The following is a 26,890-nucleotide window of genomic DNA, read 5'->3' on the forward strand; positions in this document are numbered from 1 at the left end:
TCCTTCATTGTTGCCGATCGCTGACGCAGCACCATGCATACGCCCCTCCGGCTTTCGTAATTCCCGTTTTTTGCGAGAAGCGGGAGCTTAACGGGGTTTTGCCGGTTTGGCAAGGGGGATTAAAGGGGCCGATATCGCAATAGGGCTATGTTTATATTATCGCGACCTAATTGTGCGGAGGTGCGAAATCGGGTCGCTTCGTCGCTCCTAAAGAACGGCTTGTCGTGGCTAACTCTCTGATATACTCTCGCGTTCTATTGAAGAAGCGGAGTGCAATATGAGAGTATGTCTCGCGGCGGTATTGGGCGTAATCTGCATGCTTGCTTTGCTTCCCGTTGGCACCTTTGCACAGATGTCGCAATTGCAGCATGACTGTTCCAATCTGCCCCGTATCCCAGCCAACAGTGTTCGCTCTGCGAGAGACTTGCAGTTCGTTTCTGACATGTTCGGCAACAAGATGGTCGCGCTGCATAACCTTAGACTATTTGGTGAGGACCTTTCAGGGCTGAATCTGGCAAATCTGTGCTTTGAGGGCGGTGACTTCGAAAAAACGGTCTGGTCAAATACGCATGCGAGCAACCTCATCTTTCATGATGCCGACCTGAACCGTAGTCGGTGGAATGGGTTCAAAGGGGAAAACCTGTTCTTTCACGGATCACAGCTTGAGTGGGCAGATTTCTCCCATGGCCAGTTCCGAAGAGCACATTTTAGATACACAACCATTGAGGGATTAGATGCGCGGTATGCTGATCTTTCGTCAGGTAGCTTTGCAGGCAATTGGTTGAGCTCTCTTTCTCACGCGCGGTTTGATCATGCAGATTTATCAGGTTTTCACTTTGAGTGCGGGATGACAGGTGAAGACATCTGCGGCCAGTACAGTGAAAATATATCTTTTAGAGACACAAACCTGACCGGGGCCGTCTTGGATATGGCTTCAATGGCAGACCGCGATTTCGCAAGCGCTAGATTAAACTCAACATCAATGCCTCTATATGTGATCTCGGAAATGCGGCGAGCAGTGGTCGAAGGCCCTATAAACCTCATATCTCCTCCTTGGAGCGCGATTGATCGTCAAGGTGACTTGGCAAGCGTCAATCCAGACCAATTTGACCATCTACGAACCTATCTAAATCCACAATATGTCCACGAGACCGCCCCCTCATTCGACTGCTTGCTGGCCAAAACTGTCGCAGAATACTTTATCTGCAAACCGGATTACTCGGGATTTCCGCAGCTCGCTTATGAGGATGTCGAACTTGCTCGAGCTTATAAAGCCGCCAGTTATCGAAATCCTGCGATCTTAGGCACGCAAAAAGCTTGGCTAAAACTGCGCGATGAATGTCTTATACTATATACTCACGAGTCGGAGAGGCTTGGGTGCTTCAGAGAGCGCTATGAGGCCAGGACAGATCAGCTATGGCTTTCAGTTAAGGGTGAGCTGAACTTGCCGGTTGGCGAAAAGATGCTGTTTGTTGGTGTCGCAGAGGACTTTAACGACTCATTCCTTGAGAGGGATCTGTTCTCCAGCCTTGCCGTGATGATAGCACGAAACTCGGAAAGCTATGTGGTATTGGAAGCACTTCCCAATGGGAGGTTGATTGCCAGGGGTCTTACTGTTGGGGGCAACGCTCATATGGGTAGCATTAGCTCGCCGGAAGAAGGTTTGATGTATCATAGCGAAAGCGGGTGCTATGTCGCACAGACCGGCCATTCTGGAGGCAAAGGTCAAACTCTCTATCCTATTATTCGCATAACTGGGGACGCACTCACTCCACAACCACGGTGTGAAGGCATCTCGAAGCCTGAACATAATGATTGGATCATGACTGGCGCGCGCGCCAGTTTTCGCCGCATGCGGCAATTGCCCCTCTCAACGCAGCAGATTGATGATTTATTGGATGGGCAATTTCCGGGCTAGCTAGAGGTATATCCTTAAAACAGAAAATGCAGGTCCAGTATCGGCGCATGGCCGACAGTGTCCGTTTCGCGCTGTTCCAGCCTGTCGGCAGCAGCCCAATTGCTCTGCGACACCATCCGCGCCGCACGCCAGCATAACCGGCTTCATACGGTACCGCCCGAAGTGTAGGCAGCGCGGTCGCTTTCGAGACCGCGCCGTCCTGTATTATGCGATGTTTGCGAGGTTATTCGGCTTTTTTGGCTACTGCATCCAGGCCTTCGACATATTCGGCACCGGCCAGGATTTCTGCCGAACTGCCCTCGAAGCTGTCCCCGATAGGCTGTACCCGACCGCCGAGACAGGTGCCCAGGAAACCTTCCATCGCGGCGAAGAAGCTCATGCGGTTTTCCGGCTTCTGGAAGCCATGGCCTTCATCCGGATAGTTGATGTAGGTAACGGGAAGCCCCTTGTCCTGCATCGCCTTGACCAGATTATCAGCCTCTTGCTTGGTCACGCGCGGATCATTCCCGCCCTGACCAACCAGCAGAGGCACCTTGATATCATCGATCCGGCTGATAGCTGAACGTGAGAGCAGGTCTTCGCGCTGCTCTGGATCGGCAGGGTCCCCTGCATAGCGGTACCATGTGCCGGCGAGGAACGGTTTCCAATAAGGCGGGAAGCTCTCAATCAGCGTAACCAGACTTGAAGGCCCGACAATATCAACGCCGCAGGCGAAGGTGTCGGGGGTAAAGGTGACTCCGGTAAGGGTTGCATAGCCGCCATAGCTGCCGCCACCTATTGCGACCTTGTCCTCTATCGCGATGCCTTCCTTGACCGCCCAGCCGACGGCGTCGATCAGGTCATCATGCATTTTGCCGGAAAACTCGCCGACCGCAGCATTAGTGAACTCCTTGCCAAAACCGGTAGAACCGCGATAATTGACGCTCAGTACGGCATAGCCGCGATTGGCCATCCACTGATGGATGGTGTTATAGCCATAACTGTCGCGTGACCATGGGCCACCATGCACCCATAACAGCATTGGCAGCGCCTTTTCGGGGCGGCCATCGCCATCGGCATCGCTGCCCGGCGGCAATGTCAGATAGGAGACCATAGTCAGCCCGTCAGAAGATTTAAGCTCCAACGGGTGCATCTTCTGCAGTGGGGCCTCGGCCAGATCAGGACGGGTTGAGAACCATGGGGTTAGCGTGTCAGCATCACGATCATAGACATAATATTGGCCGGGTGCCTTTGCTGAGCCATCATAGACGATCCATGTTTTGTCATCATGCGTTCGTGAAGTAACCGAAAACTCGCCTGCGAGATTTTCCCTTAGAAACTTCAATTCCGCTGCTGCCTCTTCATTCAAGGCAAACCATTCATCCTTCAGGTAATTAACCGAATAGGCAATTGGCTCATAGGTTTCATTGTCTCTCAGAACGCCACCCAGATCCGCTTTTTCGGGCTCGACAATGACGCTGCGTTCGCCGGTTTCAAGGTTGACTTCGATACCTGCTGCGAGGTTGCGTTCGCGGCTGTCGATGAAAAACGCCTTCTTGTTGTCGCGCGAGAAGCCAGCAATGTTGGTGCTGAGCATGTCCTCACTCGGAATATCCGCGAACGTCTCCCCAGGGGTGAAATCGTCATTGAGATAGACGGCTTTCATGCCACCGGTAGGTTGAGGTATCATCGCCATGCGCGGCTTGTAAGCATTGTCGGTAATCCAGGATGCGTAACCCGGGTTTTCGGCTATCAGAGTGCGCTCAGCCGTTTCGATATTGACCTCGTAGAGGTCCGTGAGCTGTGGATTGCGTTCGTTGAAGCCGACCAGGATAACGCCCGGACGGTCGCGGCTGACACCGAGGATCTGCGCCCGTGCCCCATCGGCAACCGGGGTTAGGTCGCGGGTGGATGCGTCGCTTGGGTTTGTCGCATAAACGTGGAAGTTCTCGTCTCCGTCATTGTCTTTCACGAACATCACATATTTGCTGTCCGTCGACCAGAAATGGTTCGAGATACCGCGATGACGATCATCAGTAATGACCTTGCCCGCGCTTGGATCGGAAGCTGGCGCAACCCAAACATTCATCACGCCCTCATCGGGTGCGATCCAGCTGACCCATTGCCCATCCGGGCTGATGCGGCCCTGAGAGGCCACGGGGTTGCCAAAAAGGTCGTCGCGATCAATCAACTCATAGTTTGCAAGCGTTTCCGGTTGCGCGTGCGCCACGCCTGTCATCAGCGCCGATCCTGCTAATGCGGCCGCAATGATCGAAAGTCGTTTCATAGCATCTATCTCCTGGTCACTTAAGCTCGGCGAAGTCTCTATAGACTGCTGGCCTGCCTTGCAATGATCCTATGGAACTATGTTACATGACCCTCTCAGGGCATGCCCGTGAGTAATGACAAAGCCTTGGTAACGATCAGGCCTCCAGCTTGATCATAAGCGCTCTGGCAAAGCCGCTAAGCGTGTCGTCACGTGCGCCCATGATAAGGATGCTGTCGCCTGATTGTGCCAATCCGACAATATGCTCGCCACATTTGGTGCGGTCCGGGATATGGGTGGCGGTTGGACCGCTGTTTATCGCGGCGATGATATCCGCGCTACCTACGGAGCGATCCACGGTACCGCCGAAATAGACCGGGTCGCAGAAGATGAGATGGTCGTCTGCGCCCAGTTCCTCCATGAACATCTGCGCCAATTCTTGCCCCATGACCCTTAACGGACCGAACCCGTGCGGTTGGAAAAAGGCGATGACGCGGCCGGGAAAGGCTTTGACTGTGCGCAGAGTGGCGGCGATTTTTTCCGGATTGTGGCCGAAATCGTCGATCACGGTAATGCCATTGGCGGTGCCGACAATGTCGAAGCGGCGGCCCAGGCCGGAAAATGTCGTTATGGCCTGCACGGCGGTTTCCAGATCCACACCCGCGCAATGTGCTGCTGCGATGGCGGCGAGGGCATTGGCGATATTGTGGCGGCCCGGGACTTGTAGGGTGATGGGTAGGGTGGTGTCTGTAGTTTTCAGGGTAAAGCGTGCGGAGAGCGGTTCTTCAACAACATCGACCGCCTGAAAACCTGCACCATCTTCAAAGCCGAAACTGACCGCGCCCTTATGGTCGCGGCTGGCCATCAGCGCACGACTTTCGGTATCATCATGGTTCCACACCACATGGCTAGCCTTGTCGGCAAAATCACCGAATAGTGCGTGCAGTTCATCCAGCGTCTTATGGTCGAGACTGATATTGGTCAGCACCGCAATATCGGGCTCGAACAGCGCAATGGAGCCGTCGCTTTCATCCACCTCGCTGACAAAAGGCGCGCCTTTGCCGACGCGGGCGCTGGCGAACAGCGCATCATCGCTGGCAAAATTCTTCATCACCGCGCCGTTCATAATCGTCGGATCGGTGCCTGCCTGTTGCATGATCCAGCCGGCCATGCCGGTGACGGTGGATTTGCCGCTGGTGCCGCCAATGGCGATGCGTTGGCCCGCGGCGTTGAACAACTCCGCCAGCAATTCGGCGCGGGTGATGCGGCGACAACCCAGCGCATTGGCGGCTTTGACGTCGGGCACGGTATCTTCCACTGCGGCAGAGGCGACCAGTATCTGTTCGCCGCTATGCAAGCCGCTGCCATCCTGAGGAAACAGTTCCATGCCCTGTTGCTCCAGCCAGGCGAATTTCGCTTTGCTGCGGCCCTGATCGCGGGCGCGGTCTGATCCGGCGACAGTGCCGCCATGCGCGGCGATAATGCTGGCCAGCGGCAACATGCCCGATCCGCCAATGCCACAGAAAAAATAGGATTTGGTGTTCGTCACTTTGCTGTTCATGATGGCGGCGCTATTGCCTTTGCGGTAAGTTGGCAATGGGGAAGCGGGGGACGCTGTGGAGAAGATGACAATCGGCATATGCGCGCCGTCGCGTGCTATTGACCGCTCAACTGCCGATCATGTGCTGGCGATTTCCGGAACGAGCCATCCCGAGGCGGAGCTGGTGTTTCATGAACAGTGCTTTGCTGGCCATGGCCATTTTGCCGGTCCCGACATCCAGCGCCGTGATGCGTTCGTCGAACTGGCCAATGATCCCGAGGTTGACGCCATCTGGTTTGCCCGTGGCGGCTATGGCGCCTGCCGCATTGCCGGAGAGTCGGTTGCCATGCTCGGGGACGCGGCGTGCAGCAAAAGCTATATGGGCTATAGCGATGGCGGCAATATGCTCGCGGCGCTCTATCGCGCGGGGATAGGGCAGGTGGCGCATGGGCCGATGGTCGCAGATATTGGTCGCACTGGCGGCGATACGGCGATTGCGCGGGCATTGGATTGGCTATTGGACCGTGATCCACAGTCGCTCGCGGCAGGACTGGAGCCAGACACCCCCTACGCCGCGTTTAATCTGATGACCTTTGCGATGCTGGTCGGTAGCGATTTGCTGCCCGATCTGGCGGGCCATGTTCTGGTACTCGAAGAGGTTGACGAGCATCTCTACGCGATTGATCGCGCATTTTTTGCCGTTACCAATGCGCTTGCAGGGAAGGGCCTCAAGGGCATCGCACTCGGACGGGTCAGCGGTGTTCCAGAGAATGATATCGATTTCGTCATGACCGCAGAAGAGATAGCGCAAAGCTGGTGCGCCCGGTCAGGCATAGCCTATGCCGGACGCATGGATATCGGCCATGATGCCGACAATAAGGTGGTGCCTTTCGGCAGCCGATAATCCGGCTGATTATTCTGACTGCGGTTGTGCCATCCAGGCCGCAATAGCGACGAAAAGCGTTGCAATGGTCCCGGCTGCGCCTGCGGGGAAGACCAGTGCCATTCCTTGCGGTAAGGCCAGAATGTTGACCGCAGCGGCAGCGATACCGGTTATTATGGCAAGCAGCCCGACAGCTTTTGCCGCACCGCCTTTGCTCCACAGGGACAGTCCCAAGCCAATACCGGCCATGCCGATCAATGCTTTTGCTACAAAGAAGAACAGAAAGGCTCCGACCAAAACGGTCTGCATCAATGGCCCAAACTCCGGTCCCGCTTCGGTGGCAGGCAAGAACATTGAGAGGCCAATGCCGGCTTGAAGGGTATTGAAAAGGGCTGAGACCGCCAGCGCTGCCCAGATGATGCGACGTGCAGAATCCTGCACCATGGCGCCGAGCGCCGCGACAGCCATGACCGTGAAAGCCACCGTTTCAATCGTCCAGATGGTTGAGCGCAATGGCCAACCTTCGACAATGCCAACTTCGGTCAATGTGGCGACATATAGCAGCTGGGTCGCAACTGTGATGAACAGTGTAAGCGCCACTATGCGGTTGTTTGAAATAAGCGTATTCAACGGAGTTCCCCTGATCTTTTGGCTGCATTTTGTGCGAAGGTTCGCATAGTTGCACATCGCATTTGAGGATGCGTATGACATACTGGGTTCGAGGGGCAGGCGTGTCTGGTTACAGTAATGTAATGGTCAGAGGTTTAATTGGTTAAATCTTTGATTACCTTACGCGCTGTCTGCGCATAGATACCACGATAAAAGCGATGGGTTCCAACAAAATGGAGCAGTTGCGCATTGGCCGGATTGATATCCGGGTCATAATTGGCATAGGCCGGATGCGGCAGGATCAAAGGGTCTGTAGTATTGGCGATCAACATGTTGGAAGATATCTGCTCTGATCCCCATTCATGCCAGACAGAGCCGATTTTTGTCTCAACCTGTTCGGAAAACGTAATTAGCGTTTCCGGCTTGATGCTGTTTTGCGCGAAACCGGCAAAACCGGAGCAACCGCGCACATAATAGCGCTGGTCTGCATGGGGAAGCTCCTTGAAGATTCGCTCTGATAGAGTTTGCACATGCTTGCTGTTTAGCACCGAAGCGTGCTTTGATGTTGTAGTAAATGTTTCAATGCTCTGCCCCATGCGGCTGCCTAGAGTGAAGCACCGATCAGACTGATAAGCAGCAACGGTTTCCGGCATTGGTCCTAGGCCGATCAGATCGGCGTCAACCTGAATGACATAGGCTATGCGAGACATTTCCATAATCGCCCATAGCCGCTCCCAAGTGCCGCCACGCGGGCAGCCATGGGTATCTACCTCGGCAATCGGTCTAATGACGACTTCGGGGATATGCTCTGCCAATATCGCCTTGTCCTCATCGGTCAGACTGCCGTCGTCCATGATGATGACACGGCCTTGCTTGAAAGCGCGATGGATGGATTTGAGAGCCACCAGATATGCCAGAACATCGCGATGGCAGAGCTGGGAGAGGAAGATTAGCGGGTCATTGGTGACGGGAATGGGCGGTGTTTGCAAAATCCCCTTAGCAGCGGCATTCAGCTTTTTCAGGCCCAGCGATGCTTTTAAACGGTAGAACATGCTTGCTCCCGGTCGCGCTGTTCCGCGTCTAGCCGATACAGGTTGCAAACATGTTAACCAGCCTTGCCGATAAACCCAAACATATGCCCAGCCACCTTGCGCATCTGGATTTCTTCTGAGCCCTCGGTGATGCGATAGCGGCGATGGTGGCGGTAGATATGCTCAAACGGCTTGTGGCGCGAATAGCCGATGCCGCCATGGACCTGCATCGCGCGGTCAGCCGCGTCGCAGCACAGGCGGTTGGCGCGGTAGTTACACATGGAAATGCGGTCGGAGAGGCGCTTGGCGACTTCCGTTTTGGGCATGGTGTCCATCGCCGCCGCCGTCTGGTGGATCAGTGCGCGGAGCATCGCGGCTTCGCTGTGCAGTTCGACCAGCGGGAACTGGATCGCCTGATTGGCCGCGAGTGGTTTGCCAAATGGTGTCCGCTCCCGTGCATAAGCCACTGACTGATCGATACAATATTGCGCTGCACCGAGCGATGATGCGGCCTGGCGGATACGGTTTTCGTGCACGAAATGCTGGGCGCAGGCGAGGCCCATATCGAGATCACCCAGCACCGCATCGCCCGGAATCCAGACATCGGTGAATTTCACCTTGGGGTGATCGGTAGGCATGTTGAAGGTCCAGAGATACTCGCCAATCTCCACCCCCGGCGTATCATAAGGCACCAGAAAACAGCCAATACCGCGCGCGTCGCCATCCTTGCCGCCATGCCGGGCAAAGACCATGCAATGGGTGGCGATATGGCTGCCCGTGGTCCACATTTTGTTACCGTTGATCAGCCAGCCATCCACACCATCGCGTGTCTGCGGCACCGCTTTGGTATCCATCCAGGTCGCGTCTGAGCCATGATGTTCTTCGGTCAGACCAAAGGTCCACAGCATCCGGCCCTCGAGCATCGCGGGGATGAATTCTTGCCTTTGCTGGTCGGTGCCAAAATCGCGCACCATGAGCGGCTGAACCAGATTGCCGACGATAGAGCTTTCATTTTGCAGGTCATTGTGCAGGCCCAGGCCCTTGGCGGCGAGATGCTCGCGGATGCAGGCCATGGCGAGATGCGAGCCGTTTTTGCCGCCAAATTCTTCCGGCAGGGCAAAGCGATAATGCCCGGCCGCATCGGCGCGACGTCGCATTTCACCAAGCAGCGCCTCCCATTCCTCCCGCGGCAGGCCGTTATTGTCCCAATCGGTGCGCGCATGTTCGCGGCGATGATCGAAAAAGCGGATATTGTCGTCCGCCTGCTCCAGCGGCTTGATTTCGGCCTCGATAAATGCATCGAGTTCTGCAAGATAATCGGTGATGTCCTGGGGAATGGTGAAGCTCATGTCCTGCTCCATGTTTTAAGGGCGCTCTCCCGGCCCGGATATTTGGGTTGGTCAATGGTCAGCCTCTCCAGTGCCGAGAGACGCAAATGGGTGAGTATTTTGGGTTGGTTGAGGGCAATTGTACCGTCGCTCAGTCCTGCGCGAAGCGCCTCAAAAGACAGGTCGAGCGTGTCGAACCTTTGCTGCTGGCTTTCGGCAAAGCGCGCGCCGTACAATGCATCGCGCTTGAGGATGCCCAGTGCATTGCGCGCAACGCGGGCCTCGAACAGCGCGCGGCCTTTCGCTGTGTCAATAACACCCTCGCTGGCCCATCCGACAAGCGCTTCCAGCAGTTCCGCATTGTCGGTTTCGCCTGCAAAATCAGGCGTTTCCGGTTCCTGCCACTCAAACTGCGTCTTGGCGACATCGCCCAAGAGCGGATCAAAAAGCAGCAACAGATCAATCTCGACCTCGCTGGTGCGCCGACCGATGACTGTGCGCTCAAGGCTGCGATCCATGCCGGAGCGCCAGATATCAGTCATATTCAGGCAGACATTGCCCCACCACAGCGTCGAATAGATCAGCCAGTAATCAAAGCGCGCAAGATCAACCGGCGCGCTGCTCGCGGCTTCATAGGCGCTGATCAGATCGTCAATCGCGCCAAATCCCCCTGCGCCGCGATCATGGCGGGTGAAGCGCCAGCTCGGAGTGCAGAGATAGGCGAGGTCCTGCACCGGATCGCCGATATGCGCCAACTCCCAGTCAAGGATGGCAGTGATGCCCTTCCTGTCGATCAACAGATTGCCCATGCGGAAATCGCCATGGAGAAGGCATGGATCGGCTGTTGCCGGGAGATTATCCTGCAGCCAGCGAAAGGCATAATCAAACACCGGAATAGCCGCGCCATAATCCTTGTAGCGCTGGTGCATTTCGCTGAGCAAAGTGGCTGCATCGGCCTTGGGCATATCATCGGGCAGGGTATCGAGCGGGATCGTATGTATTCGCGCCAGTTCCTCGGCGCACTGCCGGGGTAAGGCCTTCTCAGCTTCGGCAAATGCAGGATTACCAAGAATTTTGTGCGGCAGCGCTTCGCCTTCAATACGCTGCATCAAAAAGCCTTCGCCCAAGCCATCTTCGGGCTGCAGCACGCCGAGCATGGGCGGCGCGGTTACGCCATGGCTCTCGGCGAGTGCAATCAGCTTGGCCTCGCTGGCAATGGAGAGGCGGGGGACAGTGTCGTCACTCTCGCCATTACCCGGCATCCGGCGCAGCACCAGCGGCAGATCGCCATAGTCAAAGCCCCAGCTTTCCATATTGGCGCCGCCGGACAGGCGCTGCAAATTGGCGATGCTCGCCTCGCCACCAAAATGGCGGGCGCATAGTCTGCCCAATGCCTCTCCCAATGCGTTTTTATCCATTTCGGGCGAGGTTAAGCGATCGATTAAATCAGGGCAAGCGAAACAGCAGGCAAAGCAAAAGCCGGGGTATCAATCGCCATTCTATATTGCCTAATCCCGACAGTGCCGTTACCCCGCCGCCAGTTTTTGAGAAGAGGGTCATTTATGAAGCGGGCATTTCTTTTCCCCGGGCAGGGCAGCCAGAAAGTCGGCATGGGTGTCGAACTGGCGGCGGCACATCCGATTGCGACACAGGTTTTCGACGAGGTTGACGATGCCTTGGGCATGAAGCTGTCTGAGATTATGGCAGAGGGGCCGCAAGATGCGCTGACCCTGACAGAAAATGCCCAGCCTGCGATTATGGCCAATGCCATTGCAACGCTGCGTATCTGGCTCGATCAGCAGGGTGGGGTACTGGCCGATCATGCGGCCTGTGTCGCCGGGCATAGTCTGGGCGAATACAGTGCGCTTTGTGCCGCTGGGTCATTTGATCTGGCCACCACGGCAAAACTGCTCAAGCTTCGCGGCGCGGCGATGCAAGCGGCGGTGCCGGTGGGTGAGGGCGCAATGGCGGCCTTGCTGGGTATCGGCTTTGATGAAGCGGATGCGGTGACCAAACAGGCCAGCACGAATGACGAAATCTGTGTTGCCGCCAACCATAATGCGCCGGGACAGGTGGTGATTTCCGGGCACAAGGGTGCGGTTGAACGCGCCTTGCCATTGGCGAAAGAGGCCGGCGCGCGCAAGGCTATGGCGTTGCCGGTATCCGCGCCGTTTCACTGCCCTTTGATGCAACCTGCCGCAGAAAAAATGGCTGAGGCTCTGGCTGATGTTGCCATCAGCGCGCCAAGCGTTCCGCTCTACGCCAATGTCACCGCCACGCTGGTCGAAGAAGGCGACATCATTCGCAAACTGCTGGTGGAACAGGTGACCGGTATGGTGCGCTGGCGTGAGTCTGTTACCGTGATGCATGAGTCGGGCATTGGCCATTTTGTGGAGTTTGGCAGCAAGGTGCTGACACCTATGGTCAAACGCATTTCGCCCGAGGCTGAGACGACCAGCCTGGTATCGGTGGATGATATTGCCGGTTTCACTGCCACGCAATAAACACGACTGTTATTCAATCATATTCTCACGCGGAGGCGCGGAGACGCGGAGATAATTGGAGTAAAATGCAGGACTTGGATGCCATTTCGGGCGATGTTGTTGATGCGGCGTTAAAAATCCACAGGGATTTGGGGCCGGGTCTGCTCGAGAGCGTCTATGAAATGTTGTTGGCAGCAGAACTTGAACGGCGCGGGCACAGCGTCTCGCGACAACAGGCAATCGATGTAGATTATGATGGATTGCATTTTCCTGCCGCTTTCAGAATAGACCTGATTGTAGATAACTGTCTGTTGGTAGAGATAAAGTTGGTTGAGAAGCTGAGCCAAGCTCATGCCAAGCAGTTACTCACCTATCTGAAACTGACCCAGCAGCCCGTTGGGCTGCTGATAAATTTTGGTGGCGCTACGCTCAAGGAAGGCCTTAAGCGTATAGTCAATGACCTTAACCCCTCCGCGTCTTCGCGTCTCCGCGTGAATCAAAACACTCCTAAACATTGAGGCATATATGTTCGATCTTACAGGAAAAACCGCACTGGTAACCGGCGCATCGGGTGGCATTGGCAGCGCCATCAGCAAAGCCTTGGCGGCGCAGGGCGCGCGGTTGGCGCTCTCGGGTTCCAATGCGGAAAAGCTCAATGCGTTTCGCGACGAGCTGGGCGGCGATCATATCGCGCTGCCGTGCAATCTCTCTGATTCGGAAGCCGTGGACGCCCTGGTGCCGAGCGCGGCGGAGGCGCTCGGCGGGTTGTCCATTCTCGTCAACAACGCCGGTATCACCCGCGATAATCTGGCGATGCGGATGAAGGACGAGGAATGGGCTGATGTCATCCGCGTCAATCTGGAAGCCGCGTTCCGCCTGATGCGCGCTGCGGCCAAGCCGATGATGAAGGCGCGGCATGGCCGGATTATCTCGATCAGCTCGGTTGTTGGCGCCACCGGCAATCCGGGACAAGCCAATTATGCCGCGTCCAAGGCGGGGCTGGTCGGCATGTCCAAGGCCTTGGCGCAGGAGCTGGCTTCGCGCGGTGTCACGGTAAATTGTATTGCACCGGGTTTTATCCGGTCAGCGATGACCGATGCACTCCCTGATGCACAGAAAGAGGCGCTGATGCAGAAAATCCCTGCCGGAAAACTCGGTGCGGGTAATGATATCGGTGCCGCCACCGCCTTCCTCGCCAGCGATGAGGCAGGCTATATCACCGGCGAAACGCTGCACATAAACGGCGGCATGGCGATGCTTTGAGCCATTCTATAGCTTGACTTAGAACTACTAATCTCCGCGCAAGCGGAAACATCTCGCACATATATTTTCGCGCAAAGGCGCAAAGGCACAAAGAAGGATATTCTTGATCACCAACCTCTTCGTGCCTTTGCGCCTTTGCGCGAGTCAATACTCTAACCCGCTTGCGCGGGCATGTGCGCCAACGTGCTAACGGTTAAAAGAAAGCACCTCTATTATCCCGAGAACACTCGCCAATAGTATTTGATCATAAAGCCGGGACTTGCCAGAGGCCGCGCATGGCTTTAGGGCAGCATGTAAATCAACAAAGCCAGAAGGAACCCCGATGAGTGATACAGCTGATCGCGTAAAGAAAATTGTTGTCGAGCATCTCGGCGTAGAAGCGGACAAGGTATCAACCGATGCCAGCTTCATTGATGATCTGGGCGCAGACAGCCTCGACATTGTCGAGCTGGTCATGGCGTTTGAAGAAGAATTCGGCGTTGAAATCCCCGACGATGCTGCTGAGAAAATCAGCACCGTCAACGACGCTATCGAATATATCGATAATAATCAGGGCTGATCGCCATAGCCGGTCGCCCGGAATAGCGGGGACACTGGGCTAAGCGAAAAGACATGAGATATTTTACGGGTCTTCCGTTTCGGTCTATGGCATCGGGCGGAAGGCCCTTTTTTATCGGCTCATCACGTAAATGTGATGCACCTATCTGAAGTGGCAGGAACGAAAAAGCCGAAGCGTTTTTGGAGAATATGCAATGCGTCGTGTGGTGGTAACCGGATTGGGTTTGGTGACGCCTTTGGGCGGTGACGTTGAAACCAGCTGGGCAAATCTGATCGCCGGGAAATCCGGTGCCGGGCCGATTACGCGTTTTGATCCGGCGGACCAGAAGTGCAAAATCGCCTGTGAGGTAAAACCTGCCGATCATGACTGGGGTTTTGACCCGGACAAGCGGGTTGATGGCAAGATCCAGCGTCAGGTGGATCCGTTTATCGTCTATGGTATTGATGCGGCCGGGCAGGCTCTAGAAGATGCCGGTCTGACCGAGATGAGCGATGAAGAAAAGCGCCGCACCGGCTGTTCTATCGGCGCGGGTATTGGCGGTCTGCCTGGCATTGAGAAGGAATCGATCGTTCTGCATGAGCGCGGCCCCGGACGGGTCAGCCCGCATTTTGTCCATGGCCGTTTGATCAATCTGGTCACCGGCCAGGTGCAGATCAAATATGGCTTTATGGGCCCCAATCATGCGGTGGTGACCGCCTGCTCCACCGGTGCGCACTCCATTGGTGATGCAGCGCGGATGATTGCGCTGGATGACGCTGATGTGATGCTTGCTGGCGGTGCGGAAAGCACCATCAATCCGCTGGGTGTTGCCGGATTTGCGCAGGCGCGGGCGCTTAACACCAGCTACAACGACCGCCCTGAGCAGGCAAGCCGCCCTTATGACAAGGACCGCGAGGGCTTCGTTATGGGCGAGGGCGCCGGTATCGTGGTGCTGGAAGAATATGAGCGGGCCAAGGTGCGCGGCGCGACCATCTATGCCGAGGTCGTCGGCTATGGCCTGTCGGGCGATGCCTATCACGTCACCGCGCCGCATCCTGATGGTGCCGGTGCGCAGCTGGCGATGGAAATGGCGCTGACAAAGGCGGGTCTCAGTGCGGGCGATATCGATTATGTCAACGCTCACGGCACCTCGACCATGGCTGACACCATCGAACTGGCGGCGGTTAAGCGGGTGCTTGGCAATGATCTCGGCGGTGCCTCCATGAGCAGCACCAAGTCCGCCATTGGCCATCTGCTCGGCGGCGCGGGCGCGGTGGAAGCGATTTTCTGTATCCTCGCCATGCGCGATCAGATTGTCCCGCCAACGCTCAATCTGGATAACCCTGATGAGGGCACCGAGGGCGTCGATCTGGTGCCACATGCGGCCAAGAAACGCGAAGTCCGCGCAGTGCTGAATAACAGCTTCGGCTTTGGCGGCACCAATGCGTCGCTGATTATGAAGGCACTCTAACCACCATGGCGCGGCGTCTCGGCTGTGCGATCCTGTTGATCGCCTTTCTCGGTGTCGCTATTTTGGGTGGCAATTTTATCTGGGGCTGGACCGGCGAAGGGCCTGCTGAAGAGGAAATCAGCTTCATCCTGCCCGAGGGCAGCAGCCTCGCCAAAGCGGCGGAATTGCTCGAAGAAGCAGGTGCGGTGCGTTCTGCCGACGCTTTTCTCAATCGCGCAAAACTGTTGGGCAGCAACGACCCTATCAAAGCGGGGGAATTTGTTATTCCCGCCGGGGCGAGCAACTCTGACATATTGGCGATTTTGCAGGGCAATGATTTTGTCCTGCGGCTGGTGGCCATCCCGGAAGGTATGCCGAGCATAGTGGTGCATGAGACGCTGATGGCGGAACCGTTGCTGACGGGCGAGATAGAGGTGCCCGAAGAGGGTTCGGTGCTGCCTGAAAGCTATAGCTTTGAACGTGGTGAGAGCCGCGCCGCTGTTTTGAAGCGGATGCAGGATGCGATGGACAAGACGCTGGCCGATCTGTGGAAGGAGCGCGCGAGCAATATCGCCGTTTCTACACCGCAGGAAGCGATCATATTGGCATCCATTGTCGAGAAGGAAACGGGTGTGCCTAAAGAGCGGCGCACGGTGGCAGGTCTGTATTCCAACCGGCTGAAGCGCGATATGATGCTGCAGGCTGACCCGACCGTGATCTATCCGGTGACCAAGGGCAAACCGCTGGGCCGCCGCATATTGCGCTCTGAACTCAATGCGGTGAATGATTACAACACCTATACCAGCTTGGGCCTGCCGATTGGCCCGATCACCAATCCGGGGCAGGCGAGCATCGCCGCGGTGCTCAACCCGGCCAATACCAGCGCCATCTATATGGTCGCCGATGGCAGCGGTGGACATGTTTTCGCGGATACGCTGGAAGAGCATAACCGCAATGTCGAGCGCTGGTTCGCGATCCGTCGGCAGCGTGGTGAGATGTAGCATTATGGTCCTCCCCGTTTACGGGGAGGGGACCAGCGAAGCTGGTGGAGGGGGCTGGCCATCCGGACCAGCGCAAGTGGAAATCCCCCTCCGTCTCACCTCCGCTAAAGCTACGGTGAGCCACCTCCCCGTAAACGGGGAGGACCAATAAATCTCTGGAAAAGCCGAAGCTTAGGCTTGATAGCGCACTGCACAATAATCATATGTGCGCCGCAACATTATTCCGCCAACGTATCAAATAAGAAAGGACGATCATGCTTGGTCGCAATGTACCCAATGTCTGTCTGAAAACCCGTGTCCGCGATGAGAGCATCGGCGGCGACAACCCCTTCCGCTGGGAAGATGTGATGAGCGGCGACTTGTTCTCTGGTAAGCGCGTCGTCCTGTTCTCGCTGCCCGGCGCTTTCACTCCGACCTGTAGCACCTTCCAGCTGCCGAATTTCGAAAAGCTCTACCCTGAATTTCAGGCCGAGGGTGTTGATGACATTTATTGCATGTCGGTCAATGATGCCTTTGTGATGTACCAATGGGGCAAGCAACAGGGCGTTGATAAGGTCAAGCTGCTGCCGGATGGCTCGGGCTATTTCACCCGGCATATGGGCATGCTGATCCGCAAGGACCATGTCGGCTTTGGTGAGCGTAGCTGGCGCTATGCCATGATTGTCGATAACGGCGTTATCACTCACTGGTTTGAAGAACCGGGCATCAATGATGATGGTTCGGATGAAGACCCTTATGGCGAAACCGCTCCAGAGCATATTCTGGACACGCTGCGCGCAGGCGATGTCGCCAAAGCGGCCTAAAATCTAGCTTTGCAGTAAGGAAGGGCGCGATGTGCATGGGAGCACGTCGCGCCCTTTTGGCTTTAGCGCATCCAACCTTTCGCCGAAGCCCGGCGGCACATCCATATCCCGACAATGATCGAGACAAGGATAGTTAGCTGTAATCCGGGAAAGGCAGGCGGCAACAATGACCGTGTCGTCTCGCTGCCGAAAAACCAGATATTCTGGGTCAAAAAGCCGAGCAGCGAGATGCCAAAAAAGAGAACCGCCAGCTTATTGCGCGCCAACATCATGAGACAGGCGAGTACGCCGGCGATGACAGATGATGCCGATCCTATCAGCGCCCATATGGGGCGGATATCCAGCAGTTTCTGTTGTTCCGGTTCAACCTGGCCATAGCCCAGCAGTTGCGGGTCGCCGAATACGGCAAACAGGCCGAAGCCGTTCCAAAGTGTCAGGATGACGGCCACGACCCAATATGTGATTGATGGTTTTTGCATTTTCTTCTCCCCCAGCCAAGCTATAGCAATGCAATATGTCGTTTATCAAATTCACGGCCAGCAGAACGCTATGATTGATCGCCGCCCGATCATCATGACGGCGCGCATGGGACTCGACGATTTTGCCTGGGCGAATGGCCTCAGACGGCGATATTTCCCCCCCGAGCGCAATCATATCGCGGCGCATATTACTTTGTTTCATCATCTGCCGGGGCATTATGCCGATCAGGTTGTGCAATGCGCTAAAGCGATGGCGGGTCAATATGCCGCACCGTCGGCGATTCTCAGCGACCTCATGAAGCTCGGCGGTGGTGTAGCCTATCGTATTGAAAGTCCAGCATTACAGACGATGCGTGCCGAGATTGCCGAGCAATTTCACGGGCTCTTAACGGCGCAGGATCAGGGTCGGCCAAGATTGCACATCACAGTCCAGAACAAAGTGGCTGCCGCGATTGCCAAAGAGACCTATGCCGAACTGGCAACGCATTTTATGCCGCGCCCGCTGAGCATTACTGGCCTTGCGCTCCATCGCTATGACGGCGGGCCATGGGAGGATATGGGTGAATATGGCTTTCGTGGGAAGACGGTCGCCGCGGGTTAAGCCCGACCTACCTCTTTCAGCGGTATTTCGGTATCGGCAAGCTGGGCCTTGTCCAGTTCCTGACCATCCTCAACCGCCGCTTCCACCAGCGCGCGGCCTTGGACATAGTCTTTGGTCTTGTTGACACAATCAAGCGCGACCACCTTGTCGTCGCGCAAATAGATCACGGAAAAACTGCCGCTTTCCGGATCACCGCGCAAAATCTCTTCATCATGGCCCAGCGTCATGCCCACGGTCTGCAGCCGGGCATCATATTGGTTAGACCAGAACCATGGCACCACGCGGTAGGGCTTACCTTTGCCGATAATATCCTGCGCCACTGTCTTTGCCTGATCATTGGCATTTTGCACCGATTCCAGCCGGATGTGCGCGCCATGGGCATAGGCATTGGCATGATTGGCGCAATCGCCAATGGCGTAGATATCGCTGAGGCTGGTGCGGCACAGGCCATCGACATCGACACCATTGCCGCCCATTGCGCCATCTGCCACCAGCGGTCCTGTCTCCGGTATGATTCCGATGCCAAACACCACCAGATCGCAGGGCAGGGCAGAGCCATCATCGAGGAGGATCGAGGTTGCCTTGCCCTCATCATTGGTGACGAATTTCTCTGCCTTGGTATGGAGGCGTATATGGACGCCGTGAGAGACATGTAGCTTGTGATAATAGTCGGCGATGATCTGCCCGCTGACCCGCGACAGCAATCGATCCTGAACCTCAATAATCGTCACTTTTTTGCCCGCTTTGGCGGCGACAGCAGCGACCTCCAGTCCGATAAAGCCGCCGCCGATAATCACCACATTGGTCGCATCGGGCAGGGCTGTGCGGATGGCATCACTGTCGCTCTTGCGCCGCACGCCAAACACATTGCGGCTATGGCTGCCCGGGCAATCGAGCATGCGCGGTGCGCCGCCTGCGGCCCAGACCAGCTTGCCGTAGCGCAGCACTGTATCATCCGATAGCGTGATCTCCTGCAGGCCGGAGCTAACCTGTGACACCCGTTTGCCGAGGAACAGGGTGATGGCCTTTTCCTGCCAGAACGCTTCCGGCCGCAGTGCCATGCGGGCAAATTCCTTGTCGCCGCTCAAATACTCTTTGGAAAGCGGCGGGCGCTCATAGGGCAGATCGGGCTCATCGCCGACCAGCGCAACGCTGCCTTCAAAGCCATGCTGGCGCAGCGCAATCGCGGTCTGCGCCCCGGCATGACCCGCCCCGACAATGATCACATCATAGCTTTCCATGCTGTCTCGCCCCGTTTGCACCGTTGTTGCTTAATTAATGAGTGTTTTTCTGCACACCAGTTACCGCCAAGCGTCAAGCAAGAAAAAATCGTGCCGGAGCCTTGTGCCATATTGACCATGATGGTCATGGCAACTATAGCCCGCGCTCTGCGATCCCGCTATGCCGGGATACAGCCGGTTCGGCGGAGTAGCTCAGGTGGTTAGAGCAGCGGAATCATAATCCGCGTGTCGGGGGTTCAAGTCCCTCCTCCGCTACCATTTTTACACCAAAAGTCATTTTCGAGATCAGACGCGCTTCGCCATCAACGATTGAGAACGAAGGTGATTGAGATATCGGTTGTCGCAGTGTCATTGGCGTAGTTGGCCGGGAGTGGGTCTAGCTGGGTCACTGTCTCTGCAACGCGTTCAATCTCGCGATCAAGATTGCGGTGGCCTGTTGATGTGATGAGCTGCGCGTTGAGTACCTTGCCTGATCGGGCAATGGTCACCTGCAAAACGCCCTTGCCCTCCTCACCGATTCGTCTTGACGCGGTGGGATAGCGTATCCGATTGCGATATTGCGCATGGGAGATACGGACGAAATCGGTCGGCAGCTCGGTAACCTTGGGTGGAGGTTCCGGGGGCGGCGGTGGCAGCGGTTTTGGCGGCGCAGGTTTTGCGCCGGTTCCCGATGCCATTGATCCGTCGAGCGATGATGCAGCGACGGCGCGCGGCTCTTCCGGTGCTGCCGGTGGCGGCGCATCTTCGGCGCGCTCTGTGGGTATTTCCGGCTCGTCTGTGGTCTCGACCCCGGGCGGTGGCGGTTCCAGACGGCGGGCAGGGGCGCCAAGCGTTACTACCATTTCGTCGATCATTTCCCCCGTCTCAGGGATGGCATTGCGTGAATATTGCCATACACCCGTCCCCAGGATCATCACCGAGACCAGCGCACCGAGCGACCAGTGCCAGCCACGCGGAACCGGCGGGCGTTCCGGGCTTAAGGCGCTGGTCCATTGATCGGCATAGACCATCGGCTATCCTCCACCCGGTCGCTGGACCGTCAGCAGCGTTATCTTGGCCCTTTTGCACAGGATGCTCATGTGACAGCGCTCGGCATTTTTGCATCTTGCGGTCGGTTTTCCGGCTCGTTTTCATAAAGCGGGATGGTGAACACCTGTGTGGCGGCATCTTCCATATGCTGTGCTTCGACATCGACCGAACGCTGCAGCCAGGTGAACAGCACCGCTGCGGGAATGGCGACCGCAAGGCCCGCCGCCGTGGTCAGCAGCGCCTCCCATATCCCGCCAGCGAGAACTGCAGGCTCGATGCTGTCGCCTACGGTCTCCATCTGCTGGAACGCCTCGATCATACCCAGAACCGTGCCGAGCAGGCCGAGCAGCGGGGCTATGGTGGCAATCAGACTGATCACCGCCAGCCCGCGCTCCAGCCCGTCAAGCTGGGCCTGGGCGATGCGGGTGGTTTCCTCGCGCACTATGGTGTCATCCATCTGCGGGTCGGCATTGCCGCGCACCGCCGCCATCATCACCCGCGCCACCGGGCTTTTGCGCGGCTCCAGATCAGCCAGCGCATCGGCATGACGCCCCTCGCGGATAGCGGTGACGACATCACCGACAAAGTTGGACCGACCGACGCTCAGCAGATAGAATTGCACAAATTTGACCAGAGCCACCGCCAGCGCCAGTACCGCCAGCACAGCCAGGATGACTATGATCGGCCCGCCAGCGTCAAACAGCTGCTCAACCGGTGACATGGTGGACGGGGCTTCCGCTGCGGATGCAGCAGAGAGCGGCAACAGCATCGCAACGCAAAGGCCAGCCTTTACAGATAGTTTGCGACAGATACTCGGTTGCTCTGACATAGTGCCCATCCATCCTTTCCCCACAAAGGATTGCATTCAGGGGGCTTGCTCAATGTCTTCATTACCATTTTATGACGCGGATGGAAACATGATCTACATATTTCTGTCATTGTGGCGTCATAAATGCTTTTCGGCAGCTTTGACGCTATGGGCTATCAACGCATAGCGAGCGCGCTATAGCCAGTTCGCCGTCGCTAACCGAGCCAGAGGAACTATACCCCTATGAAGAACCGATTTTTGCTTCCCCAAATCTTGCTCACCATCTCGGCCTTCGAGTTTTTCGGCCCCGCCATTCGCGACAGCGGCACATCGCATCTGCTCAATGCAGAATGGGTCGGCCATGCGCGGGTGCATCTGGTCTGGGCGCTGGGCTTTATGGTCACATCGGGGTTGGTCAACCTCTATCTGATCTGGCGCCGCCATGAGAACAAGTTGCGCGATCTCTATCTGTCCTGTGTCTGGCAGGGCTGCAATATTATCGGCTTCTGGATTTCGGTGCTGTTCGTCGACCATTATCACGGTGCGATCATCGATCCGAAACAGCATATGCTGATCCTCGGCATTGATGAGAATATTGTCGCCTTTGCGTTTCTGACCGTGGTGCTGGTTTCGGCGCTGCTGGTGCTGAAGTTCCGGGTAGAGACCGAGATAGGCAAGACCGGCATTTGACCGCCGCCGATCCGGGCGCAACAGAATTTCCAACAAAAGGTGACACAGGGTGACACAGTGTCACCTTGGTGTTTTGGGTATGTTTACTCTGCTATCACATTGCAAAATAGAGATTTATGATACTATGCTTCGCGATAAAGACTGGGTGACAGTCTCTATGGGATTGCGAGAAAATGCCCGTGCAGGTTCAGCAAATGAGAAAGAGCCGCAGCCAGTTTAGCAGCGATGCAGGGTGTAGGACATAAACGCTGCTGCCTCATTCCGACGTATGAAAGAGGTAATTCCTTGCCCCTTTCAAAACGAAAAGCCTGATGTTGGGATATCATGGGCTTTGCACAGATTTTCCACCTTTGACAGCGCTCGGGCGTCGTCGGCAAATGTTTCGCCTATCAGTGCAAGAGCGAACAAACCAAGTTTGTCTTTGGGAATGGTGAGGGAGCGCTCATAATCACGGTTGCCCCATGTATTCTCGGCCGTTTTGCCTATGTCATGGAAGAAGATTTCTATGGCCCCGTCTTCTTTCAAAGTCGCATCGACAATCAAAGTGCCTTCTTGGTTGGTTTTTCGGAATAGCTCGATGCGTTTTGCATCCATAATATGCTCCTGCATGTGGTCGCTTTGAGCGTTTCTGGGACTACGGTTCACGCGGCTGTGTCGGCATTAGGTGCTCTATTGCAAGAATTCAGAGAGTGTGCGCGCCGCCTTGCATCCCTTCACTGTTCCCGATCTTTGTCAATAAAGCGCACGAAATCATGTGTTCGATCTGCATCATCATCATCAACTATTCGGTGAACCAGATTTTGCGAATAGCAGTGCGTTAATGCCTCGGATAGCAGATTACGGCTTTTCTCACGGGTGCTGATAAAGGTGATCCATATCCCCTTTGCCGTCTTGTCAATTTGGATATCGACCTGGTTTGATGCCATGTCGTCATCATGCGTGATGTATATCGGGCCTTCAGAGCTGTCGCCTATATTGGAAGCTGGCATCAGATAATGCGCTAGCCCGATCCAGGCCTTGTCTGGATAATCGCTCTCTATCCGATATTCGAAGCCCACAAATACATACTCTTGCTGCGGTCAGATGATGGCGAAATTGCTAAGCATGTTTGAATTACGTAATTAGGCATACTGACCCTAGAGCTCGTCACACTCCAATTCTTTCCATTCAGGGTCTTCCAAGTGCTTTGTCGTTCTCATATCGCCGGTTTCACTTTTCGCCTTGAGCTCGATTAGTCGGCACTTGCGCTGCGCATTGCGCTTCTGAGTTCGCTCCCGCCGCAATTTTTGCCCTGCTTGAAAAGCATTAACGCAATCCTGATCGTAATCATTGTACGATAATGGCCCGGTTTGGCACTCAGCAACTTTCGCTTCTCTGGCCTCTTTGTTCTCCGCATAGAAATCCACAGTTTCGGCCTGTTCACAACCAGCCAGCGCCACAAGTGCAATGGCAAGTAAACCGTTACGTATCATGCTGAATCTCTCCATCGATCGATCATCCCAGCAATAGTGCCGGCCAATTATCGCTCTGGAGCTATCACATATCGGGTTCGGGCCTTTGTAAACTCTGCGCAGCCAAAACGAAAACGCCGTGGGGCCATCAGGGTCGCCATGGCTGAAAACGCCACTGCCCGTAACATGGTGACAGGATAAGAGAGATTGAGATAGAGCAGAACAACCAGAGAAATTGGTAAACTGCGACCTTAATTCCGCTCTAGCCCGTCAGTGCTCGCCTCACGGCTTCCGGCTCTTTGGCAATCACCTTCAGCAGCGCGGCGGCCGGGCCGCTGACGGCGCGGCGGCCCTGTTCCCATTTGCGATAACCGGAAAGGCTCATGCCAAGCAGAGGGGCCATTTGTGCCTGTGTCAGTTTGATCTGCTTGCGCACCTTGGCCGGTTCTATGGGTTCGTGCACAAGGGCAGGGCCTTCGCCTTTGGCATGGGCAAGGGCCTCGCCCAGAGACTGAATAAGATCATCGCCCAACTCTGTCATTTTCTGTCCTTCCATGCCGCCTTTAAGGCTGTGGTTAGTTGTTTGACGGTGCGTTTTTCGCCGACTGTCATATCTGCCTTTGCGGCCTTTGCATAAGCCAGCAGGGCATAGAGAGGCATCCTATCATCAAGGTAATAATAGATGATCCGCGCACCGCCTCGCTTTCCCCTTCCCGATGCCGCAAACCGCACTTTGCGGACACCGCCTGTGCCCGGTATTTCATCACCTGCCAGAGGGTTTTCGGCCAAGAAGGTCATAAGCTCGTCTTTCTCATCTTCGCTAAACAGTTTTTCACTCTGGCGGATAAAAGTTGGCGTCTCGGCAACTGTTTGCATATGGCATGCATAACCCAATGGGTTACTTAAAGCAAGAGGTATGATAGGGTAATCTGAGGTTATGATGACAATTCACTGAATCCGTAAATTCGAGCCATAATGAAGTGCAATTAGTAAACCGTCACCGTATTTCCTGTCACCGTATTTCCGGCTAACTGTAGCAATGTCACAAAGAGTTGCGCGGCATATTCATAACAGTTATGAATATATATGAAGGAGCGCATGATGAACAGACTGACAATTTCGGTGCCGGAGCAGATGAACGCCTATGTTGAAGCCCAGATCAATGGTGGGCGCTATGGCAATGTGAGCGAGTATTTCCGCGATCTTGTCCGCCGCGATCAGGAGCGCCGGGAAAGCGCCATTCAGGAGTTGCGCGCCATGCTCGATAAGGCAGAGGCGAGCGGTGTAAGTTCGCGCAGCTTGCCGGAAATCATGAAAGCCGCTCGTGAGGAAGCCCGCGCTCAGGGCTTGCTGGATGACTGAACGGCTCAGGCTTACCGAAGAAGCCGACCGTGATCTGATCGATATTTACCTTTACAGCCTGAAAGAATTTGGTGTGCAGCAGGCAGATCGCTACTCTGACACCCTGATGCAAAAGCTTGAAACTGTTGCTGAAAATCCGAGTTTTGGCAGCGATTACAGCTATATCCGAGCCGGATTGCGGCGCTATACAAGCGTATCTCATGCAATTTACTACCAATCTCTAGATAGTGGTATTTTGGTGCTGCGCATCCTGCATGGCAGCATGGACCCGGCACGACATTTATAGTGCCCAAGTTAGGCTTTGGGCATTGGGCCGCCCGCAATACCCTCTCGCATTCTTTATCTGGGTGAGGATTGTTTTGGCTGATTATGCAGGCGCTTGGGCGGACTATAATGGCAATTGACTGAATCGGTAAATTCCACTCACAATTAAGTGCAATCAGTAAACTGCCGCCGTAATTCAACCGTAGTACTGGATATCTGAGACGGTGATGGCAATTCGGGTTAATTCGGGGACAGTTTTTGGTAGCCTCGGTCACGCTTGAGCGCATTGTCCATGAAACTGTCCCCGAATTACCCCTGCGCCTTGCTTTCGATGATTTAGGGATTTAGTAAACTGTCACCGTAATTCCAACGCCAGAGGAAGAAGAAGCCTATAGCCGCACGGTGCAGAATGTCATCGGCGGCCTGGCAGCCCTTGTCGGGACCGATGGATCAGAACTCGCCAATGTTTTCGCATCGGCTCAGGCCGAGGTGGAGAATAATCAGCTGGTGACAGATCAGGCCAGATATAGTGAAGAAAGTCCTCCAGGAGCGTTAAGTCTCAAAGATGCTTTACGAGACCCAGAATTTGCCGCTTTGGTAGAAAAAGACGGCGTTGAAGCCTTTAAGGCATTGCTGAGAACCTGCGTTCAGACCAGCAATGATAGTTGCGCTTCTGCGGGCACACAGCAGCAACTGGATGCACTGGATCGTTATGCCGCGCTGAACCAACAATATGAGGCTGAGCAGCTAGAGTTTTTCAGAACGGAAATTTTTAGCCTGATAGCCGTTGGTTCCGGTGGTTTGTCGAATGAAGACTTTATTCGACTTGCCACAGCAACCAGTCAGGAAGAGATAGCGGCCATCGCTTGGGATTATACGCAGGCCAATAATCCGCCTGCGACCTATGCCAGCGAGGCAGCAACCGGATTTGAAGGCTGGTGGGCGCAAATCTATGGAACAGCGCTTTATCGTGGTGGAGAAGCGGGAGATAGAGCGCAATCCGATATTCTCAATACTCTGTTGACAGGCGGTCCGTCTGGTGCGGGTGCTGCTGTAGTTGGCGGAGCATTGGATATCTTCGGAAGCTTCGCAGCAGGCGGCGTTGAAGGCCAGATTGACCAGATATTCCCGTCACAGAGCGATATGTTCGCCGATGCCCAGCGACAGGAAAACAATGCAGAACTCCCATTCTATCAGCAGGTCTGGTCACAGGAAGAATTGAATGAGCTGGCCAGTGAAGAAATCATAAGCAGCCTTAGTCTCAGGCCTGGCACTGGTCTTTTGAGACGGGCTGGTTTGCTACGACCCGCACCGAGATTACAGGATCTGAGTCCTGATGAACTGTCATATCAGCGTTTAATTGACGGATTAAATGACCTTGATGTTTCTACGGGTCCTAACCAAGCTGTTTTTTATTCAGGACGTGGTGCGCGAGATGCTGCCGAAGACTTTGCATCCTCAAATGGTCTTAATACTTTGGAACAGACAACTGGGGGGCGCTATTTGGATGACCTTCAACTTTACGAAAATACTGTTAATAACGTGCGTCAAAGTCAGGCAGATACAATATGGGGTCGTATTTCACAGACATATGCCTCGTTAGCATCAGGGAAGGTGAATGCAATTATTAGTAACCCGCGCAGCAACAGTGTTTTTCTCACGCAGGAATTACCAACATTGCTCCAAAATCGTAATGTGACACAAGTTACTGTGCGTTCGCTCAACGGCAAACAAGTTACAATACCGGGTGGGACACCAATAGATGAAGCGCTTAAAATGTTGAAAGGATTCTAATTTGGAGAAGTGGGTTATATCGAGACCACATAGACATACCGTCAAGTACGAATGCAATGAATCTGTGGTTCTTTATGAA

General features: G+C 55.2%; 29 protein-coding genes and 1 tRNA gene. 15 read left to right on the top strand and 15 right to left on the bottom strand.

All coding sequences use genetic code 11. The features are described from left to right. The first annotated feature begins 316 nt into the window (after window positions 1-316). Window positions 317-1,918, top strand: coding sequence for a pentapeptide repeat-containing protein (locus tag RB602_RS07560; protein ID WP_317084361.1), 1,602 nt, complete (start codon window positions 317-319; stop codon window positions 1,916-1,918). 223 nt (window positions 1,919-2,141) lie between these two features. On the opposite strand, the gene RB602_RS07565 is transcribed toward RB602_RS07560, so the two are convergent. Beyond that, the gene (locus tag RB602_RS07565) at window positions 2,142-4,184 is read right to left on the bottom strand and encodes a S9 family peptidase (RefSeq protein WP_317084363.1); all 2,043 of its coding nucleotides are present in this window, start codon (window positions 4,182-4,184) and stop codon (window positions 2,142-2,144) included. A gap of 136 nt (window positions 4,185-4,320) precedes the next feature. Continuing rightward, complete coding sequence (locus RB602_RS07570; protein ID WP_317084365.1) at window positions 4,321-5,724, bottom strand: glutamate ligase domain-containing protein; 1,404 nt, start codon at window positions 5,722-5,724, stop codon at window positions 4,321-4,323. Window positions 5,725-5,788: 64 nt separating this feature from the next. Between RB602_RS07570 and RB602_RS07575 the strand changes: the two genes are divergently transcribed. Then, a complete protein-coding gene (locus RB602_RS07575; RefSeq protein ID WP_317084455.1) occupies window positions 5,789-6,607 on the top strand; it encodes an LD-carboxypeptidase in 819 nt (272 codons plus the stop codon). Between the two features lie 9 nt (window positions 6,608-6,616). Here the strand turns inward: RB602_RS07575 and RB602_RS07580 are convergent, their stop codons facing one another. The 4 genes from RB602_RS07580 to RB602_RS07595 form a co-directional block, all read right to left on the bottom strand. After that, entirely contained in the window at window positions 6,617-7,216 is a 600-nt protein-coding gene (locus RB602_RS07580) for a hypothetical protein (RefSeq protein WP_317084367.1), read from the bottom strand. Window positions 7,217-7,350: 134 nt separating this feature from the next. After that, on the bottom strand, window positions 7,351-8,247 hold the full coding sequence (locus tag RB602_RS07585; RefSeq protein WP_317084368.1) for a glycosyltransferase family A protein: 897 nt from the start codon (window positions 8,245-8,247) through the stop codon (window positions 7,351-7,353). 53 nt (window positions 8,248-8,300) lie between these two features. Then, a complete protein-coding gene (locus RB602_RS07590) occupies window positions 8,301-9,575 on the bottom strand; it encodes an acyl-CoA dehydrogenase family protein (RefSeq protein WP_317084370.1) in 1,275 nt (424 codons plus the stop codon). Beyond that, window positions 9,572-10,972, bottom strand: a complete 1,401-nt coding sequence (locus tag RB602_RS07595) for a phosphotransferase family protein (protein ID WP_317084371.1) — start codon at window positions 10,970-10,972, stop codon at window positions 9,572-9,574. The genes RB602_RS07590 and RB602_RS07595 overlap by 4 nt, the downstream gene beginning before the upstream one ends. Before the next feature lie 144 nt (window positions 10,973-11,116). On the opposite strand from RB602_RS07595, the gene fabD reads away from it, so the two are divergent. The 7 genes from fabD to RB602_RS07630 all read left to right on the top strand — a co-directional run bounded on the left by fabD (window position 11,117) and on the right by RB602_RS07630 (window position 17,092). Then, complete coding sequence (gene fabD, locus RB602_RS07600; RefSeq protein ID WP_317084372.1) at window positions 11,117-12,058, top strand: ACP S-malonyltransferase; 942 nt, start codon at window positions 11,117-11,119, stop codon at window positions 12,056-12,058. A 65-nt stretch (window positions 12,059-12,123) separates the two neighbouring features. After that, complete coding sequence (locus RB602_RS07605) at window positions 12,124-12,555, top strand: GxxExxY protein (RefSeq protein ID WP_317084374.1); 432 nt, start codon at window positions 12,124-12,126, stop codon at window positions 12,553-12,555. Window positions 12,556-12,562: 7 nt separating this feature from the next. Next, on the top strand, window positions 12,563-13,300 hold the full coding sequence (fabG, locus tag RB602_RS07610; protein WP_317084376.1) for a 3-oxoacyl-[acyl-carrier-protein] reductase: 738 nt from the start codon (window positions 12,563-12,565) through the stop codon (window positions 13,298-13,300). Window positions 13,301-13,622: 322 nt separating this feature from the next. Continuing rightward, the gene (locus RB602_RS07615) at window positions 13,623-13,859 is read left to right on the top strand and encodes an acyl carrier protein (RefSeq protein WP_317084378.1); all 237 of its coding nucleotides are present in this window, start codon (window positions 13,623-13,625) and stop codon (window positions 13,857-13,859) included. Window positions 13,860-14,052: 193 nt separating this feature from the next. Continuing rightward, complete coding sequence (gene fabF, locus RB602_RS07620) at window positions 14,053-15,309, top strand: beta-ketoacyl-ACP synthase II (RefSeq protein WP_317084380.1); 1,257 nt, start codon at window positions 14,053-14,055, stop codon at window positions 15,307-15,309. Window positions 15,310-15,314: 5 nt separating this feature from the next. Then, entirely contained in the window at window positions 15,315-16,289 is a 975-nt protein-coding gene (gene mltG, locus RB602_RS07625; protein ID WP_317084382.1) for an endolytic transglycosylase MltG, read from the top strand. A 254-nt stretch (window positions 16,290-16,543) separates the two neighbouring features. Continuing rightward, on the top strand, window positions 16,544-17,092 hold the full coding sequence (locus RB602_RS07630) for a peroxiredoxin (RefSeq protein ID WP_317084383.1): 549 nt from the start codon (window positions 16,544-16,546) through the stop codon (window positions 17,090-17,092). Between the two features lie 62 nt (window positions 17,093-17,154). Here the strand turns inward: RB602_RS07630 and RB602_RS07635 are convergent, their stop codons facing one another. Beyond that, window positions 17,155-17,571 carry a hypothetical protein gene (locus tag RB602_RS07635; protein WP_317084385.1) on the bottom strand — a complete coding sequence of 139 codons (417 nt, stop codon included), beginning with the start codon at window positions 17,569-17,571 and terminating at the stop codon, window positions 17,155-17,157. 70 nt (window positions 17,572-17,641) lie between these two features. Here RB602_RS07635 and RB602_RS07640 point away from each other — a divergent pair, with 70 nt between their 5' ends. Beyond that, window positions 17,642-18,172: a 2'-5' RNA ligase family protein gene (locus RB602_RS07640; protein ID WP_317084387.1), complete on the top strand. Its 531-nt coding sequence runs from the start codon at window positions 17,642-17,644 to the stop codon at window positions 18,170-18,172. Here RB602_RS07640 and RB602_RS07645 read toward each other — a convergent pair. Continuing rightward, complete coding sequence (locus tag RB602_RS07645; protein ID WP_317084389.1) at window positions 18,169-19,413, bottom strand: NAD(P)/FAD-dependent oxidoreductase; 1,245 nt, start codon at window positions 19,411-19,413, stop codon at window positions 18,169-18,171. The genes RB602_RS07640 and RB602_RS07645 overlap by 4 nt on opposite strands. Window positions 19,414-19,594: 181 nt before the next feature. Between RB602_RS07645 and RB602_RS07650 the strand changes: the two genes are divergently transcribed. Beyond that, window positions 19,595-19,671 (top strand) — tRNA-Met (locus RB602_RS07650). A gap of 44 nt (window positions 19,672-19,715) precedes the next feature. On the opposite strand, the gene RB602_RS07655 is transcribed toward RB602_RS07650, so the two are convergent. Both RB602_RS07655 and RB602_RS07660 read right to left on the bottom strand, forming a co-directional pair. Next, window positions 19,716-20,423, bottom strand: coding sequence for an energy transducer TonB (locus tag RB602_RS07655; RefSeq protein ID WP_317084390.1), 708 nt, complete (start codon window positions 20,421-20,423; stop codon window positions 19,716-19,718). A 65-nt stretch (window positions 20,424-20,488) separates the two neighbouring features. Further along, on the bottom strand, window positions 20,489-21,271 hold the full coding sequence (locus tag RB602_RS07660) for a MotA/TolQ/ExbB proton channel family protein (RefSeq protein WP_317084392.1): 783 nt from the start codon (window positions 21,269-21,271) through the stop codon (window positions 20,489-20,491). A gap of 222 nt (window positions 21,272-21,493) precedes the next feature. Here RB602_RS07660 and RB602_RS07665 point away from each other — a divergent pair, with 222 nt between their 5' ends. Then, a complete protein-coding gene (locus tag RB602_RS07665) occupies window positions 21,494-21,940 on the top strand; it encodes a hypothetical protein (protein ID WP_317084394.1) in 447 nt (148 codons plus the stop codon). Between the two features lie 294 nt (window positions 21,941-22,234). On the opposite strand, the gene RB602_RS07670 is transcribed toward RB602_RS07665, so the two are convergent. The 5 genes from RB602_RS07670 to RB602_RS07690 form a co-directional block, all read right to left on the bottom strand. Next, window positions 22,235-22,534 (bottom strand): hypothetical protein, encoded by a 300-nt coding sequence (locus RB602_RS07670; protein WP_317084396.1) that lies wholly within the window; start codon window positions 22,532-22,534, stop codon window positions 22,235-22,237. A 119-nt stretch (window positions 22,535-22,653) separates the two neighbouring features. Then, window positions 22,654-22,998, bottom strand: a complete 345-nt coding sequence (locus RB602_RS07675; protein ID WP_317084397.1) for a hypothetical protein — start codon at window positions 22,996-22,998, stop codon at window positions 22,654-22,656. 78 nt (window positions 22,999-23,076) lie between these two features. Next, a complete protein-coding gene (locus tag RB602_RS07680) occupies window positions 23,077-23,412 on the bottom strand; it encodes an EexN family lipoprotein (RefSeq protein ID WP_317079975.1) in 336 nt (111 codons plus the stop codon). A gap of 241 nt (window positions 23,413-23,653) precedes the next feature. After that, window positions 23,654-23,932, bottom strand: a complete 279-nt coding sequence (locus tag RB602_RS07685; protein WP_317079976.1) for a helix-turn-helix domain-containing protein — start codon at window positions 23,930-23,932, stop codon at window positions 23,654-23,656. Beyond that, the gene (locus RB602_RS07690; protein ID WP_317079977.1) at window positions 23,929-24,267 is read right to left on the bottom strand and encodes a type II toxin-antitoxin system RelE/ParE family toxin; all 339 of its coding nucleotides are present in this window, start codon (window positions 24,265-24,267) and stop codon (window positions 23,929-23,931) included. Before RB602_RS07690 ends, RB602_RS07685 begins: the two co-directional genes overlap by 4 nt. A 222-nt stretch (window positions 24,268-24,489) precedes the next feature. Here RB602_RS07690 and RB602_RS07695 point away from each other — a divergent pair, with 222 nt between their 5' ends. The 3 genes from RB602_RS07695 to RB602_RS07705 all read left to right on the top strand — a co-directional run bounded on the left by RB602_RS07695 (window position 24,490) and on the right by RB602_RS07705 (window position 26,811). Next, window positions 24,490-24,753: a type II toxin-antitoxin system ParD family antitoxin gene (locus RB602_RS07695; protein WP_317079978.1), complete on the top strand. Its 264-nt coding sequence runs from the start codon at window positions 24,490-24,492 to the stop codon at window positions 24,751-24,753. Next, complete coding sequence (locus RB602_RS07700) at window positions 24,746-25,039, top strand: type II toxin-antitoxin system RelE/ParE family toxin (protein ID WP_317079979.1); 294 nt, start codon at window positions 24,746-24,748, stop codon at window positions 25,037-25,039. Before RB602_RS07695 ends, RB602_RS07700 begins: the two co-directional genes overlap by 8 nt. Before the next feature lie 380 nt (window positions 25,040-25,419). Further along, complete coding sequence (locus RB602_RS07705) at window positions 25,420-26,811, top strand: hypothetical protein (protein ID WP_317079980.1); 1,392 nt, start codon at window positions 25,420-25,422, stop codon at window positions 26,809-26,811. The last annotated feature ends 79 nt before the right edge of the window (window positions 26,812-26,890 follow it).

Source organism: Parasphingorhabdus sp. SCSIO 66989 (genome assembly GCF_032852305.1).
Classification (GTDB): Bacteria; Pseudomonadota; Alphaproteobacteria; order Sphingomonadales; family Sphingomonadaceae; genus Alterisphingorhabdus; species Alterisphingorhabdus coralli.